Origin of the sequence: Streptomyces sp. (assembly GCF_036524955.1) — a bacterium.
GTDB lineage: Bacteria > Actinomycetota > Actinomycetes > Streptomycetales > Streptomycetaceae > Actinacidiphila.
In genome coordinates, this window is the sequence record NZ_DATDBG010000044.1 from 15,871 (window position 1) to 32,319 (window position 16,449).

General features: G+C 72.1%; 14 protein-coding genes and 1 pseudogene. 3 read left to right on the forward strand and 12 right to left on the reverse strand.

Annotated features, from left to right (window positions below; all coding sequences use genetic code 11):
* Positions 1–253: 253 nt before the first annotated feature.
* A complete protein-coding gene (locus VIW71_RS03810; protein ID WP_331620501.1) occupies positions 254–2,734 on the forward strand; it encodes a DUF7617 domain-containing protein in 2,481 nt (826 codons plus the stop codon).
* Positions 2,735–3,030: 296 nt separating this feature from the next.
* Here the strand turns inward: VIW71_RS03810 and VIW71_RS03815 are convergent, their stop codons facing one another.
* From VIW71_RS03815 to VIW71_RS03855, 9 genes are all read right to left on the reverse strand, one after another.
* Positions 3,031–3,867, reverse strand: coding sequence for an LLM class F420-dependent oxidoreductase (locus tag VIW71_RS03815; RefSeq protein WP_331620502.1), 837 nt, complete (start codon positions 3,865–3,867; stop codon positions 3,031–3,033).
* A 93-nt stretch (positions 3,868–3,960) separates the two neighbouring features.
* Positions 3,961–4,953, reverse strand: coding sequence for a zinc-dependent alcohol dehydrogenase family protein (locus VIW71_RS03820; RefSeq protein ID WP_331620503.1), 993 nt, complete (start codon positions 4,951–4,953; stop codon positions 3,961–3,963).
* Positions 4,954–5,110: 157 nt separating this feature from the next.
* Entirely contained in the window at positions 5,111–5,941 is an 831-nt protein-coding gene (locus VIW71_RS03825; protein ID WP_331620504.1) for an amidohydrolase family protein, read from the reverse strand.
* Complete coding sequence (locus tag VIW71_RS03830) at positions 5,938–7,113, reverse strand: isocitrate/isopropylmalate dehydrogenase family protein (protein WP_331620506.1); 1,176 nt, start codon at positions 7,111–7,113, stop codon at positions 5,938–5,940. Before VIW71_RS03830 ends, VIW71_RS03825 begins: the two co-directional genes overlap by 4 nt.
* Positions 7,113–8,378, reverse strand: a complete 1,266-nt coding sequence (locus VIW71_RS03835; RefSeq protein ID WP_331620507.1) for an acyl-CoA dehydrogenase family protein — start codon at positions 8,376–8,378, stop codon at positions 7,113–7,115. The genes VIW71_RS03830 and VIW71_RS03835 overlap by 1 nt, the downstream gene beginning before the upstream one ends.
* A 51-nt stretch (positions 8,379–8,429) precedes the next feature.
* On the reverse strand, positions 8,430–9,542 hold the full coding sequence (locus tag VIW71_RS03840) for an acyl-CoA dehydrogenase family protein (RefSeq protein WP_331620508.1): 1,113 nt from the start codon (positions 9,540–9,542) through the stop codon (positions 8,430–8,432).
* A 269-nt stretch (positions 9,543–9,811) separates the two neighbouring features.
* Positions 9,812–10,756, reverse strand: coding sequence for a hypothetical protein (locus tag VIW71_RS03845; RefSeq protein WP_331620509.1), 945 nt, complete (start codon positions 10,754–10,756; stop codon positions 9,812–9,814).
* Positions 10,757–11,617: 861 nt separating this feature from the next.
* Complete coding sequence (locus tag VIW71_RS03850) at positions 11,618–12,301, reverse strand: response regulator transcription factor (protein ID WP_331620511.1); 684 nt, start codon at positions 12,299–12,301, stop codon at positions 11,618–11,620.
* The gene (locus VIW71_RS03855; RefSeq protein ID WP_331620512.1) at positions 12,294–13,442 is read right to left on the reverse strand and encodes a sensor histidine kinase; all 1,149 of its coding nucleotides are present in this window, start codon (positions 13,440–13,442) and stop codon (positions 12,294–12,296) included. Before VIW71_RS03855 ends, VIW71_RS03850 begins: the two co-directional genes overlap by 8 nt.
* Positions 13,443–13,870: 428 nt before the next feature.
* Between VIW71_RS03855 and VIW71_RS03860 the strand changes: the two genes are divergently transcribed.
* Positions 13,871–14,353: a hypothetical protein gene (locus tag VIW71_RS03860; protein WP_331620513.1), complete on the forward strand. Its 483-nt coding sequence runs from the start codon at positions 13,871–13,873 to the stop codon at positions 14,351–14,353.
* Between the two features lie 81 nt (positions 14,354–14,434).
* Positions 14,435–14,713, forward strand: a pseudogene (locus tag VIW71_RS03865) (multicopper oxidase domain-containing protein); the annotation flags it as partial.
* A 112-nt stretch (positions 14,714–14,825) separates the two neighbouring features.
* Here VIW71_RS03865 and VIW71_RS03870 read toward each other — a convergent pair.
* The 3 genes from VIW71_RS03870 to VIW71_RS03880 all read right to left on the reverse strand — a co-directional run.
* Positions 14,826–15,410 (reverse strand): GAF domain-containing protein, encoded by a 585-nt coding sequence (locus VIW71_RS03870; protein ID WP_331620514.1) that lies wholly within the window; start codon positions 15,408–15,410, stop codon positions 14,826–14,828.
* Complete coding sequence (locus VIW71_RS03875) at positions 15,410–16,234, reverse strand: S8 family peptidase (protein WP_331620515.1); 825 nt, start codon at positions 16,232–16,234, stop codon at positions 15,410–15,412. Before VIW71_RS03875 ends, VIW71_RS03870 begins: the two co-directional genes overlap by 1 nt.
* On the reverse strand, positions 16,221–16,449 hold a 229-nt coding region (locus VIW71_RS03880), incomplete at its 5' end, for a hypothetical protein (RefSeq protein WP_331620516.1). The genes VIW71_RS03875 and VIW71_RS03880, both read right to left, overlap by 14 nt.

The window sequence follows — 16,449 nt, forward strand, 5'->3', positions numbered from 1 at the left end:
TTCATGCGCCGGTGAACTGCTCGAAGAAAGCGTCGTCCCGGAAAGAATTCCGACAATGTCGGGTCGCCACCGATCGTTGTTTTGCACTGTGGTCATATCTGGTGACTAAGCCCCCGTGCCTCTCTACGGTGATGGCCAGGCGGCCCGTCTGTGCCGCCGCGCAGCCGAACAGAAAGTGGGGGAAACACCTGTGCCAAGATCCCCGATATCCGGCGGAAGGCGACGGTCGCCTCTCCGCGGGGCGACCGTCGCCGTGACCGCCGCCCTGCTCGCGGTCGCCGCCGGTTCCGTCCAGCCCGTACTCGCCCAGGGCCCGGCCCCCGAAGCGGCGGCCGAGGTGTCCACGCTGACGAAGAGCGCCGAGAACATCACGCATCCGGGCGAGTTACCGGTCGAGCACGGCGACACGGTCAACTGGATCACCGGCTACCGCAACGCGTCCTCCGGCGCCCCGGCGCCCGCCACGATCACCGACCCGATCACCGGGGCCGGCACCGCCCAGACGTACGTCCCCGGGTCGCTGCGCGTGCCGCCCGGCTGGACACCTTCGTGGTCCACCGACGGCACCACCTTCACCGCGACCGACCCCGGCTCGTCCACCACGGCCGTACGGGCGTCCATTCCCGCGGTGCCCGCGGGCGGCACCGGCGTACGGGGCGACTTGCTGCCGCCCGTACAGGCCGGCAGCCGCTCCACCGGGGGCGACGGCTTCAGCCCCATCCTCCACCGGACGTCCGCGGGCGACATCGAGGCGTGGAACATCTACCACCACACCGGACCGGCCGCCCCGGCCGTGGTCTGCAACGACCTGTCGACCAACCAGCCGTGCCCCGGCGGACCCTGGCCGCGTCCGCTCAACACCGCAGCCGGCCCACTCGGCAGCGGCAGCACCGGCGACCTGTACACACCGCTCACTCCGCAGTACGTCATCGACCCCACGTACCCCGGTACCGTCTTCTACCCGGCCGCGACCGCCACCGCCGTCGGCGTGGGCTGCCTCGACATGGCGGCGCGAGCCAACTGCGGTTTCGTCCCGCTGCTCGCCTCGGGCGGCACGCCGTCCAGCGCCAACGGCCTGGCCGGGCTCGTCACCGCGGCAGGCAACCTGTACGGCGTGGCCACCACCGGTCAGGTGCTCTGCCTGACCGTCGCCACGCGTACGCCCTGTGACGGCCAGCCGTACGCGGCGATCGTGCCGCCCAACCACGACCTGCCCGGCGGGACCTTCTCCCTCTACCTGGGCTCCATGGTGGTCGCCGGCGGCAAGGTCTACGCCTCCTCCTCGCCGCAGACCAGTGGGTCCACGGCTGCCGGGCCGCCGGCACTGGGGTGCTTCGACCCGGCCACCACCGCCGTGTGTGCCGGCTGGACCACCCCCCACCCGGCCGGTCCCGACGCGAACCACTACTCGTACAACGCCTTCGCCTCGTACGACACCACCGGTCAGCCCAACGGCGTCTGCTCCGCCGACACCGGCGGCCCGGCGCCCGCCATCACCTGCTACGCCCTCGACGGCGGTCCGCTGGCGACCCCCGCGACCGGGCTTTCCGCCCTGCCCGGCGGCGTCCTGGTCTTCAACCCCGAAGTGGTCACCGCGGCCGGCGACACCCGCAGCTACTTCCCGGTATGGGGCGGACCGCTGCCGGGCAACACCGTCTGCCACAGTTGGACCCACGCCGCGCCCTGCGCGGGATTCCCCGCCGCGGCCGGCCACCCCGCCGTCAACGGCGGCGCGACCCGCGACTACGGATACACCTACGACGCCACCACCCGCTGCCTGATCGGCCTCGGTGACGCCGGCATCCTGTTCTCGATGGACCCCGCCACCGGCGGCTCCCCGTGCGTGCACAGCGGCGCCACCCTCCAGTTGCGGCCCTCGGACTTCTACTGCGACAGCGCCTCGGGCCACGTGAACGGTTACACCCAGGCCCGCCTGGCGGACATCGACCTCGCCCACGCCGATCTGACCGCCTCGACCGTATCGATCAGCGACACCGACGGCGGCGTCATCGCCACTCCCGCCCTGACACCGTCGGGCGTCATCGACCTGTCCGCGATCTCCGCCACGGACCACCCGGCCATCACGGTCACCGTTCAACTCGTCCTCACCGACAGCAGCGACTTCACGCCCACCAACCACCCCTCGCTGACTGTTTCGTTCCAGGGCGACGACCCCCAGGTCTGCCTGCGCACCGTCGTCACCGCGGACTGCGCCACCTCCCAGGTCGCCGACACGGCGACCGGGACCGACAGCACCGGTCCGCTGACCTCCAACACCGTCTCCCTGGCGGTCACCCCGGGCGCCCAGTGCCAGCCGCACGTCACCGTCGAGAAGGAGATCTGCACCGTGTCCTCCCCGCACGCCTGCGGGCCGGGCGGCGCGGGCCCCTGGGCCAAGTCCAGTCCGGTCGGCCTGCTGCATCTCCTCGGGACGGCGTACTGGCGCATCACCGTCACCAACGCCGGCCCGGTGGACGCCGTCGCCGTCACCGTCAACGACCCCGCCACGCACGCCTGCCGGACCGCGGCGGGCACCTTCACCCTGGCGGCAGGGGCCGCCCGGCAGGTCCACTGCAGTTCCTTCCTGCTCGCCCTGCCGCTGAAGAACACGGCCACGGCCACCTTCACCGCGGCCAACTCCCCGCAGGGCACCCGCCCGACGACGTCCGCACCGTCCTCGGCGGTCGCCTGCTCGCTGCTGTGCGTCCTGGTACCGGACAGCCACCACTCCTGATCCGCCCCGCAGGTCCGTACCACGGCGTGTCCGTACGACGGCGGGCCCGTCCTCCGGCGCCACACCCGGAGGGCGGGCCCGCCTGTGAGGGCGGCGTCCCGTCGGCCGCAGCCGGCCGGGGCCCGCAGCCCGGGACGGCCGACCGATCTTCACCCGCACACCGGCCGGCCTCGGCATGACCATGCGTCCGCCACGCTGTCTGAACGTCGGCGACGAACCGGTCAGCGGCATCCCCGAGACAGGCGGGACGCGCAACGCCTGCACGGCATGACCCGACCGACTCCGAACCCCGCGGATCAGCCGTCCTTCAGGCGGGAGCCCAGGGTCAGGGCGATGCGGTCGATGAGTGCGACCGCGTCGGCATACGGCAGCGGCCGGATCCAGAACAGGACGCGGTCGGTGCCGGCCTTGGCGTAGGCGTCGACGGACTCCACCTCGCCGCCGAACAGGGTCACGGGGATCGGGGCGTCGGAGCCGGGTTTGCGGACTTCCTGCTTGAAACGGACGATGTCGGCGAGCACGGTCGGACGGAGCATGGGGATCCACTCGTCACCGTAGGCGACGACGCGCTTGGCGACGTTCGGGCCGTTGCCCGCCACCAGGATCGGCGGGTGCGGCCGCTGGACCGGTTTGGGCCAGGAGGTGACGTCGTCGAAGTTGACGAACGTGCCGTGGTACGAGGCGACGTCCCTGGTCCAGATCTCACGCATGGCCTCGGTGCGCTCCCGCATGACCTCCCAGCGGTCCTCCGGGTTGATGCCGTGGTTGCGCATCTCCTGGTAGATCCAGCCGGGGCCGATGCCGAAGTTCATCCGGCCGTCCGACAGCACGTCGACCGAGGCGACCTGCTTGGCCGTGACGATCGGGTCGCGTTCGGGCACCAGCAGGACGGCCGTGCCCAGCTGGAGGGTGGTGGTCGCCTCCGCCGCCGCGCCGAGGGCGACGAACGGGTCCATGCCGATCTTGAATTCCTCCGGCAGCGCGGCGACGTCGAAATACTCCTTCGTCGTGGCGGGGATATGGGTGTGATCGGGATAGAACAGGGACTCGAACCCGCGGTCTTCGAGGTACCGGCCCATGTCGCCGGGGCGAATGGCGTCCTTCGACGGGAACAGGATGAATCCGAACTTCATGTCAGGCCGATCTGCTGGGGAGGCGGTTCACTGCGAGGACGAGCCGGAACGGCGGGCCGCGGGGGGCCGCGCCGTCCACAGCCGGGGCACGGCTCAGCCCACGGTGACGACGATCTTTCCGACCTGCACCCCGGACTCCAGGTAGCGGTGCGCGTCGGCGATCCGGGTGAGCGGGAAGGTCCGGTCGATGACGGGGTCGAGCGCCCCGGAGACCAGGCCCTCGGTGATCGCCGCGGTGGCGGTGGCCAGTCGGGCCGGGTCCTTGGTGATCTCGAAGAGCGTGTAGCTGCGCATGGCGTACGCACTCATCGTCTCCGCCCCCGGGAACGGCGTCGGTTGGCCGCTGAGCGTGCCGTGGATGAAGTGCGTGCCGCCGGGTGCGACCGTGCGGGCCAGGGCGCGGACGCCGGGGCCGGCGACGGCGTCGAACACGAACCGGGCGCCCCGGCCGTCGGTCGCCGCGAGCACCGCGTCCACCACGTCCTCCTGGTCGGTGGCGACCACCGCCCCTGCCCCGAGGCGCGCGAGTTGCTCCTTCTTTCCGCTGCCGCGGGTCACCGCGATGGGCAGCCCGCCCAGGTGACCGACCAGGCGCATGGCGGCCAGCCCCACACTGCTGGAGGCGGCGTTGATCACCACCGCGTCGCCCGCCCGCAGGCCGCCGATGTCGACCAGTGCGCCGTACACGGTCAGCATGGCCATCCACACCGCGGCGCCCGCCGTGGAGCTGACGGACTCCGGACGGCGGACCACGGCGGTGGCCGGAACGACGACGCGCTCTCCGTACACACCGTAGTCGTTCATGGAGAACGCCGGTACGACGCTGACCGGGTCGCCCTCGCGGAGGCCGTCGACACCCGGCCCGGTCGCCTCGACCACGCCGGCGGCCTCGTAGCCGATCAGTGAGGGCAGCGCGCGCGGCTGCTCGATGTACAGGCCCCGGCGGAAGTTCACCTCCGCGCGGTTGAGGCCGATGGCCTCGACCCGGACCAGTACCTCTCCCTCCCGGGGTTTGGGTTCCGGCAGGTCCTCCAGACGGAGGACCTCCGGGCCGCCGAGTTCGTGGAAGCGAACGGTGAGTGTCATTCTGCCTTTCCGGTCCTTCTCTTTCCGCTGTGCGGTCGTCGCTGTGCGTTGCTGTCCGTGCCATGGTTATACCGAGTCATGACGCGCGGATCGCTCGTTTTCAACGACCTCGTGGCCGGGATCCTGCGGGGTGGCCGGTCCGGGTCTGCTCGGCCGGTCACCCGGGCCAGCCGAGCCAGTCCAGCAAGGCCGGGCCCAGCACCCGTTCGGTGTCCTTCTCCGACAGGAAGGGCAGGCGTGCGACATGGTCCACACAGGTGCGGTACGCACACGGCAAACGCGTCAGGTCGGAGCCCCAGAACACGCGGTCCGGGCCGAAGGCGTCGAAGACCCGTCGCAGTGGCTCGTCGATGTCCCGGAAGGGGTACGCCTCGGCGGAGGCGGCGGGCAGGCAGGACGCCTTGACGGCGACCCGGGGGTGGACGGCCAGGGCGAGGAGGCGGTCGAGTTCCGCGAAGGCCGCAGGCCCCGCGACGTCGGTGGGCAGGGCGAGGTGGTCCACCGTCAGCCGCAGGCCGGGGTGGCGTGCGGCCACGGCGCCCACCAGCGGCAGCAGTCCGGGCGGGTACACGGCCACCGGAATGTCCGCGGACTCCAGCGCGTGCCACAGCCAGTCCATCGCGCCGGTGGTGAGCAGGTCGCGGTGCGGCGAGCGGTGGAAGGTGAGCCGCAGCCCGAGCATCCCGCGTTGCTCGGTCCAGCCCTCCAGGAGCGCCAGTGCGCGGGCCGGGTCGGTCAGGTCGAGCCGGCCCATCACGGCGAAGCGGTCCGGATGGCGCTCGGCGGCGGCCAGTGCCAGGTCGTTGCGGTCGCCCTCCCAGGACGGGGGGACCAGGACCGCCCGGTCCACGCCCGCCCGGTCCATCTCCCGCAGCAGCTCCGGTGCGTCGTAGGGTTCGGCGCGGTGGGTCAGGGCGGAGGTGCCGGGCGGCCACGGCCGCCGGCTGGAGGGCGCGCCCCACAGGTGGAGCTGGGAGTCGACGATCACGCATCCACCCGCGTCGGCAGGTGGCCGGCCAGCCGGTCCACCACGGCGGCCGTGACCGCGGACATCGGAGCGGCCCGTTCGGTGCCGACGAGGTCGTACGTCAGCGGCTCTCCGGCGGCGAGCACGTCCCGGACGGCGGCCTCGACGGCTTCGCCGGCCCGGACCAGCTCCGGGTCGCCACGACGGCCGCCAAGCCAGTGCATCGCCTGCCCGGCGCTGAGGATCGCCGCCATGGGGTTCACCCGGTCCTTGCCGACGTGCTTGGGCGCGGAGCCGTGAATGGGCTCGAACATACCGTGCCGGGTGCCGATGTTGCAGCCGACGGAGACGCCCATGCCGCCCTGGAGTGCGGAAGCGAGCTCGGTGATGATGTCGCCGAACATGTTCGGGGCCACGACGACGTCGTAGTGCTCGGGGCGCCGCACCAGCCACTGGGTGAAGGCGTCCACCAGGACGGTCTCCAGTTCCACCTCCGGGTACTCGGCGCCGATCTCCTCGAAGATCGAGACGAACAGCCGGCAGCCGAACAGGATGTTGTCCTTGACCACGCACGTCACCCGCCGGGTCTTGTCACCGGGCGCGCCCTGACGTCCCATGGCGGTCTCGAACGCGAGCCGGATCACCCGTTCGGATGAGGGCCGGGTGACGATGCGGGTGTCGGTGGCGACCTGCCCCACCCCGCCGGGGGCCAGGATGCCCCCGGAACCGGCGTAGAGGTCCTCGGTGTTCTCCCGGACGAAGACCATGTCGACGTTCTCCGGCTCCCACACCTGCTTGTGGGCACCGGAGACGAAGTGGCGCACACCGGGGTAGAGCCGCACCGGACGCACGTTGGCGAACAGGTCGAGCCGAACGCGGTTGCCGACGATCGCCGACCAGCCGGCCATCCTGCCGTCCGCACGCAGCAGGCTGCCGTGCTTGTCCGCCTGGGCGGGCAGGCCGATGGCGCCCAGGAGAATGGCGTCCGCCTCCGCACAGCGTTCCTCGCTGCCCTCCGGCCAGTCCCGGCCGTGCTCGCGGTAGTAGGCCGCGCCGGCCGGTATCTCGTCGAAGTCGAGACGCAGGCCGGTCAGCCGGCCCACCGCCTCCAGCACCTGCACGGCCTGGGCGGTGACCTCCACGCCGATGCCGTCACCCGGCAGCAGCGCGATGCGGTACGCGTCGGCGCCCATCACCGTGCCCCGGCGGTGGTCGCCGCGGAGGCGGAGTCCTGGTCGGCGGCGAGCCCGCTCGGGCCGTCCAGCAGGCCGGTCGCCGCCAGCCAGTCGAACTCCTGGAACGTGGTGATGTCCAGACCGTCGGTGTCGGCGACGAGTTCCCGCAGCCGGTTGGAGGTGAAGCCGCCGATCACGTTCATCGGCGCGTCGCGGTACAGCCGCTCCACCTCGTGGTCGGGCGTGAGCGCCCAGGAGCCGTGGATCTGGACCGCCGCCTGGACGACGCGCACAGCCATCTCGGTGGCGTACGGCTTGAGCATGGCGATCAGTTCGTAGACCGAGCGGCCCTCGGCGCGGTGCCAGGAGGCGCGCCAGGCCAGCAGCCGGGCGGCGTCGATCTCGGCGCGGGCCGCGGCGATCTGCGCCTGCACGCCCTCCATGTGGGCCAGCGGGCGGCCGAAGGCGACCTGGCGGGAGGCGTGCTCCACGGTCGCCTGCAGCGCGTTCTCGGCCAGGCCGATGGCGGCGATGGAGATGAACAGCCATCCCCACGCCATGCCATGGGCGAACTGCGCCAGCGGCACCGGGACGACGTCCTCGCGCCGGACCGGCACGTTGTCGAAGGTGACTCCGCCCCAGGGCATGGCGCGCAGGCCCATGTGGGGCATGGAGAACTGTCCGACGCCGTCCTGGCGCAGGTCGACGAACGCGAAGCACCAGTCGTCCGGTCCGGGACCGGAGCCGTCCTGCGCCCCGTCGAAGCGGGCGAAGACGACGGCGAGATCGGCGTTCGGGCCGTTGGTGATGCGCGCCTTCTCACCGCTGATGACGTAACCGTCACCGGAGGGCGCCGGCGAGACCACCGTGCGGTAGGTGCCGGCGTCGCTGCCGGAGGTGCGCTCCACGACCGCGAAGCACGCCACCTTCTCGCCGCTGAGCAGCGGGTCGAGCAGCCGGCGGTGCTCGACCACGTCGCCGTACGTGGCGATCAGCTTGCCGCACACCAACGTGGACATGGTGGCCGACCAGTAGGAGCCGCCGCAGGCGCGGGCCAGTGTCTCCATCACCTGGGCCTGGGTGACGCCGTCCAGGCCCAGGCCGCCGATCTCCTTGCTGTGGAAGGCCCGCAGGTAGTCGCTGGCGGCGATGTCCTGCCAGTTCTCCGGAGGCATGCCGCCGGCCTTGTCCGCCTCGGTCGCCCGCTGGGCGATGCCTGCCTGGAAGCGCCGTTCGAACTCGGCCACGAGCGCGCTGTCCACACTGTCCGTTGAGAAGTCCATGCTCACTCCGTAAGTAGTCGTCGGGCGGACGGCCGGTGCCGGGCGGGCCCGTCAGCCCAGGCCCAGCACCGAGGCGGCGACGGCGGAACGGGTCAGGTCGGTGCCGTGGGCGGCGTGCTCCAGCCGGGCGAGGTCACGGGCCGCCGCCTCGGCCAGCGGGTCGGGGAAGCGGTCGGCAAGGGCGAGCACGCGCGTGGTGTCGGCCACCGTGGCATGCGCGGCACGGACCGTGAACAGCTTGGCGACAGCCGCGTCCTGGCGTCCCGGGTGGTCCTTCTGGTCCAGCTCCCAGGCGGCCCGGTACACCAGACCGGTGCTCAGCTCGACGCGGGTGCGGGAGTCGGCGAGGGCGAAGCGCACGTCCTGGAAGCGCTGCACCGGCCGGTCGAGGAACTGGGCGGTACGGGCGGCGTCCAGCGCGCGGTCGAGCAGCGCGCGCATCACCCCGATCCAGGTGGCGGAGGTGACGGTGGCGTCCAGGGCCAGCAGCAGCGGCAGCAGCTCACGGTAGGCCGCGTCGGGGGTGCCCAGCAGCGCCCCGGCCGGCACGCGGACGCGGTCGAAGGTGAGGCTGCCCAGGCCGCGGGCGGTGTCGGCGACGCGCAGGCCGGGAGTCCGCCGGTGCACGACGAACGCGGAGGCGGCGCCGGGCCCGGTGGCCGCGGTGACCAGGATCCGGTCGGCCCAGGGGGCGTTGACCACGTCGGCCTTGGTGCCCTCCAGCAGCCAGTCGCCGTCCGGCCGGGCGGTGGCGGTCAGCGCGCGGTTGGCCCGCGCGGCGCCGCCGGCCAGCTCGTAGGCCGACAGCGCGGTGGACACGCCGCCGTCGGCGACACCCGGCAGCAGGTCGCGCCGCTGCTGCTCGGTGCCGAGCTTCCACAGCGCGACAGCGGTCAGCACGGCGTGGGTGCTCAGGGCGGAGGCCAGTGCGGCGTCGCCGGTGCCCTCGCCCAGCCCCTCCCACAGCGCGCACAGCCGCGAGACGTCCAGACCGCGGCCACCGCTGCCGGCGGGCAGGGCGGCGGCGGCCAGCCCCTTGTCGGTCAGCGTCTTGAAGACATCCTCGTCGACCCCGGTGCGCAGCTGCTCGGCGGACACCAGACCGGCCAGGCCCAGACCCTCGCTCCTCAGCCGCTCCTGTTCTTCGGTGAACGTGAATTCCATGGCCTTGCTGGCTCCTTCGGTGGACACGGAGGTCGGGCAGGGAGGTCGGCGCGCCCGTCCGGGGCGGGCGGTAGCCGCCCCTCGGCCGGACGTCCGCGGAACTGGCGCCGAACCGCCCTGCCTCGGGTGCACGGTCCCGGGACAGGGCAGGGCGGCGGCGGAACGGCCGGGAGGGGGTGGCCGGACCGGGCGGAGCGACGGGCCGCACAGTTCGGTCCGGTCGGCACGACCGGCCCCGTCGGGCGGCCACGCCGGGCCGCGAGGGCCCGTCAGACCTTGACGGGCAGGCTCCGCTGCAGGGAGGTCTCGCCGATGTAGTCGGCCTTGATGCCGGACTTCTGGAGGTACTCGATGCCCAGGGCGACGCGCTGGACGCGCTTCTCGACGGTGGACTGGTTCACCGGGTCGGCCGGGTGGCCCTGGGCGCTGGCGCCCATCTTGAGCATCATCGGCGCGGCGATCTGCACCAGTTCGGGCACCTCGGTGAACCGGATGAAGCCGCCCTTCTGGCCGTACACGTCGGTCGGGATGTCCAGTACCAGGTCCGGGGACTGCTTGCGCATCTCCTGGAACACCGGCAGGCCGAGGTCGTGGATGGTGGTGACGCTGTCGGCGCCGTTCTCCTCGTAGATCTTGGAGGTGAACGGGTTGGAGACGATGCAGTGCGAGGACGCCTTGAACTGGGTCTCGGCAGGGATGGCGCCCGTGTCCCGCATGGTCTTCAGCATCCGCATCACGCCGAGGTCGTAGGCGATCAGGCCGCGGCACCCCATCTCGGTGAGCCGGATGGCCTCGTCCGCGGAGACGGCCAGCGCGTCGTTGTTGTTGACGCGACGGCCCTGCGAGCCGCCGAAACCGCCGCGGTAGAAGGCGGCCTTGCGGTCGTACTCCGGCCGGGGGCCGAGGGCGAAGACCATGCCGACGCCGTTCTCCCGGCACAGGTCCAGCATGTCCTTGACCTCGCTGTCGGACAGCAGGAACGCGCCCAGCGTCTCGTTGAAGCGGGTGACCGGCAGGCCCTCTCGCTGGAGCAGCGTCAGCGTCTGCTCCAGCACTTTGTAGGAGTTGATCACGGGGACTTCGACGCCGTAGTGGCCGCCGCCCTGGAACTGGCTGGTGGAGGCCTCCAGGGGGATCTCGTCGCTGTAGGGCAGGTCGTTGCTGCGCAGCCAGTCGCGGCCACGGGAAGCGCCGCGGGAAATGAGGTCGCTCAAGCTGTCTCCTCGGTTGGTAACCGGACAGATCGGTGCACGGTCGGGGCCGGCATGGTGCCGGCCCGGGGGAGATCGAGGTCGTACCCGGGTCGTGCTGTACCGCGGGCCGTCGGCCCGGTACGGCATCGATGGGGGTGGGGGTGTGACCGCCGGCGCCGCGCGGTCGTGGGGGAGGTCCGCCTCGGTGACCGACGGGTCCGGATCGACCGGATGTCCGCGGTGTGTCCGTGCTTTTTGGTCGGTCTTCCTGCTCGTTCCTTCCGCGGGCGGCCTCGTTCCTCGGCCGCCCACTCCGGGAACTCGGGCGTCAGCCCTCCCGTGCCGCCGAGGGCCGTCACTTCCCCGGCGGACGGTGTTCGCTCTCCTTGCGGCGTCCCCGGCCGTCACCCGGATGTGGTGAGACCGGCGCCTCGTGCGAACGGGAGGGTCAGGAACGTACGGAACCGGCTGGGGCGGACCGAAACAGCCCGGTCCCTGGCCGGTGTCGTCCCGACGGTCGCTCGCACGGCCCCATGCTAGGACTCCGGTACCGGTCGGCTGAATAGTCCTCAGAGGCAGCGGGGATTGCCTCTTGGCGGTATTCCGCCCCTCCGAAAGACACATGTCCGCTCACCCCTTGGGGGTGGGCGTCTCGCTCCGCACCGCCATATCCTGGCCCTGCCTGCGGGCGTACCGGGGGAAGCGGGTACGGCGTCGGCATTCCCCGCCGAGGAGTGCTTTCTTCCCGCCGGCCGCCTCACGTGCCCGGCGGCGTACGCACACGGTCGGGACGACGCCGGGCGGTGCCGTGGCGACGTCCCGCGCCCACCACCGGAAACGACGGGAATCGACCTTGACCGCAGGACAGCCTTGGAGCGTCCGTCAGCAGCGGGGCGGCACCGTGTCGTCGGACGCGCCGGGGGCGGAGAGCAACGACCGGGCGACGGCCTTGTTCACCGCGTCCATACGCGAGACCGCGCCGAGCTTCTCGAAGACGTTGCGCAGGTGGCGCTTGACGGTTCCCTCGGCGATGCCGAGGCGGATCGCGATCTGCCGGTTGCTCAGCGCCTTCCCCGCGAGGGTGAGCACATCGACCTCCCGCAGCGTCAGCCCGCCGTTCGGTTCGGAGCCGTCGCCCGCCAACGGCTCCAGGCTGGTCGCGGAGACGGACACCGTCACCGTGCGGCGACCACCCGCCTCGCGCTGCCGGATCGCCGAGACCAGGGTCTCCCGGCTCACGCTCTTGTGCAGGTACCCGTGGACGCCCAGGGACAGCAGCTCCCGCACCAGGCGCTGGCTGTCGTCCATGCTGAGCACGATGATGCGGGCGTCGGGGAGCTCGCACAGGATGGCGCCCACGGTGGTGGCAGGGTGGTTCTCCGCCATCTCGATGTCGAGGATGACCACGTCGGGCCGGTACTGTCCGGCCAGGCGGCACGTCTCGGTGCCGGTCGAGGCCTGGGCCACCACGTCGAAGTCCGGTTCGGCAGCCAGCAGGTCGCACAGCGCCTGGCGCAGCAGGGTGTGGTCGTCGGCGACAAGGATGCGGATGGTGTTCTCAGCCACCGGCGGTCCGCCCGTCCTCGATCGGCAGCGAGATCGTGACGCGGGTGCCGGCCTCCGGGGCACTGCTGATGTTCAGGGAGCCCTGGAGGAGGTGCACGCGCTCGGCCATGACCTCCAGGCCGTTGCCACCCGAGGAACGGACACGTTCGCGGTCGAAGCCCTTGCCGTCGTCGATGACCTCGGCCCGCACCTGGTACGGGGTGACGTCCACACTCACTACGACGTTGCCGGCCCCGGCGTGCCGCAGGGCGTTGCGCAGGCACTCGCGGACCAGCAGGAAGAGCTCCTCCGACAGCCAGCCAGGCAGCCGCTCCTCCGGTCCCTCGACCCAGATCCGCACCCTGCTGTCGCTGTCGCCCATGGACGCGGCGAACCTCTGCAGTGCGGTGATCAGCGAACCGGAGACGTTGGGCCGGCGCAGCGCGGTGACGAGCCGGCGGCTGGTGTCCAGCGCGTCGAGGATCGCCGCCTTCGCGGCCCGGATCTGCGGACCGACGTCCGTGCCGGCCCGGGAGGCCAGCAGTTCGTGCATCTCCAGTTGACGCATCGCCAGGCTCAGCGAGTTGCCGAACTGGTCGTGGATCTCCCGGGCCAGCCAGCGCCGGTTCTCCTCGTACAGTTCCTTGATCCGGCTGCGCGGGAGCTGGTCGCAGCTGGCCGATCCGGCCTCCAGACGGCTGCCCACGCCCTGGTGGAGGGCGCGCACGGCGGCGGTGTAGCCGGCCACGCCGGCCCGGGCGAACTCCTCGGTGTGTTCGCCCCGGTCCGGCCCGGGGACGCCGGAGGACGCGACCGCCTGCCCGATGGCGTCCAGGATGAGGTCCGTCAGGGCGGTTAAAGACTGGACGAAATGGGTCAGCCGAAGGCCGTGACGCATGACATGCTCGTCGTCCGGTGCCACGGGCCCCCCGATCTGTGTCGGGGACACCACCGTGACGCCCTGCGCCAGGCTGTCCGCGCAGTCGACGATGATGCGCCGCGCCTGCTCCTCGACCCAGGACCAGGCGTCGGGGTCGTCGGGCAGGGGGCTGTGTATGTCCCGTAGCCGTTGCGAGTAGAGCTCCAGTATCCGCGGCTCCTGTTCCAGGAGCCGCTGGGTCGGCGTACGCCCGCGTTCGAGGGCGTGCGTTGCGCTCGCCACACCGGAAAATGGCGATCCATCCCTGTTCATCCGACTGCTCCCCCGTGGTGTCAGACGTACTCCCGGCCTGGGATCACTATTGAGGAACGATCATGCGCAAGTGGCCGAAAACTCCGATGTGTGTTCGACGGCACATGTCGAACGCCGCTGCCGCGGAGTCGTCTCCGAGTGCGCGCGGCGGAGCACCCCTGGCTGCGGGTGGTCCGTCGCGGGCCGCGTGAAGACGTGCCGACCCGGCCGGGAACGCGCCGCGGTCGAACTTCTCGCGCGGGGCCCGTCGAGCCGGAGGCCACCGAGAGGGCCCACGGCGGTGCCGGCGGATCGCTCCCGGGGACGGCTGCCGCCGGTGACGGGCGTCCCGGTCGTGTACCCCCAGGGGGTATAATGGGGGTTCTGGTTGCGACGACCGGACGGCACAGGTGGAGGCGATGATGACACGGACGGCCCGCGGCGGCCCGGCTCGCTGGGCGTACGCCGCTGTGGTCGTCCTGGGTGCCGCCCTCGCACTGCTGGTCCACCACGGGGTGACCGCCGCTCCGGTCGCGGTCAGCTCGTCGTCCCTGCACGCGTCGTCCCTGCACGCGACGCCCCTGCACGCGACGCCCGGGCACGCCGTGCCCGGTGCGGTCGCCCCGCCGCACACCATGATGACGACGGGCGCGGGCGCGGAGCGTACCCGCGCCCGTCCGGTCGGCCCGGCCGTCGACAGCGCCGGTGACGGCGCCTGTGCGGCCACCGGCACGCAGCACTGCTCCACCGCGAGCGTCGACACGCTGAAGCTCCCGCCGCCGCCCCGGTGTCGGGCCGAGCAGGCCCCGTGTCCTCACCGGGCCGTCACCGGCCGGAAGGCCGCTCGAACCATCGGCCGCGCGCCACCCGATCTCTCGGTCCTCTCCCGACTGCGCGCATAGGTCGCCCGGCACGGCGCTCCGGTGCCGTTCCGTGCCCTGACGGCTCCGTCCACCGGCGGGGCCGCGCGACGACGGCTCGCCATGAACGACCCGGCGGCGGACCCGCTGCGCGTCGAGCGGGGACAGCGGGTGCGGCTGGACTTCGTCAACAACACCGCGATGTGGCACCCGGTGCACCTGCACGGCCACACGTACCAGATCGGCGACTCCGGCCCGCGCAAGGACACCGCGATCGTCCTGCCCCACCAGAGGCTGTCGGTCTTCTTCGACGCCGACAACCCCGGTGAGTGGTTGCTGCACTGCCACAACGCCTACCACGGCGAGGCGGGCATGATGGCTCTCGTGGCCTACCCGTCCTGACCTTCGCGCCGCCGTGCCGGGCCCGGCCCGCTGGACCCGGCACGGCGGCAGGGGCTTCGTGCGGGGCCCAAGCCGGTGCGCAGCCACGGAACCGAGAACCACCGCCGGATTGTCAGCTCTCGAAGAGAAGGCCGTGCAGGTCGTCGAGGAGGCGGAGCGCGTCGGCACGGCGGCGCGGGTCGAGGGCGGGGCGCGGGCCTGCCGGCCGGTGGTCGATGGTGATGCGGAGGGCGGCTGCCGCCTGGCGGGCGAACATGGTGAGCAGGTCCAGTTCGGCGAGATGGGTGCGGGCCTGGGGGGAGGGATCGAGGACCTCGAGGACGCCCAGCACACGGGTTCCGCTGACCAGGGGGGCGGCCATCAGGGCGTCCGGGACGTAGGAGGTGGACTCGGCTATGTCACGGTCGAACGAGGCGTTGCGCGACAGATCGTCGACGATCATCGGCTCCCGGGAGGTGGCCACCCAGCCGGCGATGCCGCTGCCGGCCGGGAAACGCCGGCCGACGAGGAGTTGCTCGCCCTGACCGGAGACGGCGCGGAACACCAGTTCGTCCGCCGCTTCGTCCAGCAGGCAGACCGAGCTCGCCTGGGCGCCGAAGATGGCGCGGGCAACGTCGACCACGGACTGGAGCAGCTCCCGGGCCGCCGGGTCGGTGTCGTCGGTGAACGGGGCGGGAACTGCCGGGGTCGCGGACATCAGGCACCTCTGACATGGACGTTGGCGGCGGACAGGTAGAGCGCGTTCTTCAACTGGAACGTGGTCATGCGCGGGTAGGCGGAGAGCAACCGGGCGCACTGCCCGGCGATGAACGGGGTCGCGAAGCTGTTGCCGCTGGTCCGGATGGTCGCACCGCCCAGCCACGGCACGGTGACGTTCTGGCCCGGTGCGAAGAACTCCACCGGGGGGTGCGGGTTGTAGAGCCACAGGGCCGGGTCGTCCTCGTGGTGGCTGCCCACCGAGATCACCGAGGAGAAGCGCCATGGGAAGCTCTCCACCGGGGAGTTGTGTGCGGACGCCACGATGACCGTCCGGGTGAAGTAGGCGTCGTCGGCCAGCTCGCGCAGCTCGCCGGCGAAGCGGGTCCGGGTGGTGGAGAGACTGAGGTTGATCACGTCGAAGCCCTGCCGCACCGCCCAGCGCAGACCGGCGAGCAGCACATCGCCGGTGCCGGAGAAGCGCTCGCCGAGGACGCGTACGGAGTACAGCTCGCAGTGCGGCGCGAGGCGGCGGATGATGCCGGCGCACGCGGTGCCGTGGCCGCAGGTGTCCCCGGTGTCGGTCTCCTGGATGTCCACCGCGCCGCTGTCCGGGTCTTTGAGGGCCACCCACGCACCGGCCAGCGGGCCGATCGCCGGGTGGTCGCGTTCCACGCCGGAGTCCACGACGCACACTCGGATGCCGGCGCCGGTACCGGCCGGCTTCGGCAGGCCGTCATCGGCGGACACGCGCAGCTCGTCGGTCGGTGTGCCGCGCAGGCTCCAGGTGAGCGGCGGCGGTGGGGTGGCCTCAGTGCTGGGCATGGGGGTCGTCTCTCCGGGGTGGCTGGGATACGGCGTCGGTGGGTGGGAGGGCGGCGAGCGTGTCGCACCAGCGGATGCCGGGCCGGTGTCCCTTCTCCGCGTACAGGGCCCGTGCCTGGTGGGCCGCGGCGGCGGCCTGTGCGGCCGCGCCCAGCGCCCGCAGGGTGTGCGCGCGGTCCAGCGCGGCCTGGGCCTTCACCAGGGGCGAGGGGGGG

Coding starts and splice junctions, on each gene's coding strand:
- VIW71_RS03860 (WP_331620513.1), top strand. CDS start 13,871: ATGATGACACGGACGGCCCGCGGCGGCCCGGCTCGCTGGGCGTACGCC.
- VIW71_RS03830 (WP_331620506.1), bottom strand. CDS start 7,113: ATGGGCGCCGACGCGTACCGCATCGCGCTGCTGCCGGGTGACGGCATC.
- VIW71_RS03820 (WP_331620503.1), bottom strand. CDS start 4,953: ATGACACTCACCGTTCGCTTCCACGAACTCGGCGGCCCGGAGGTCCTC.
- VIW71_RS03840 (WP_331620508.1), bottom strand. CDS start 9,542: ATGGAATTCACGTTCACCGAAGAACAGGAGCGGCTGAGGAGCGAGGGT.
- VIW71_RS03835 (WP_331620507.1), bottom strand. CDS start 8,378: ATGGACTTCTCAACGGACAGTGTGGACAGCGCGCTCGTGGCCGAGTTC.
- VIW71_RS03875 (WP_331620515.1), bottom strand. CDS start 16,234: ATGCCCAGCACTGAGGCCACCCCACCGCCGCCGCTCACCTGGAGCCTG.
- VIW71_RS03815 (WP_331620502.1), bottom strand. CDS start 3,867: ATGAAGTTCGGATTCATCCTGTTCCCGTCGAAGGACGCCATTCGCCCC.
- VIW71_RS03870 (WP_331620514.1), bottom strand. CDS start 15,410: ATGTCCGCGACCCCGGCAGTTCCCGCCCCGTTCACCGACGACACCGAC.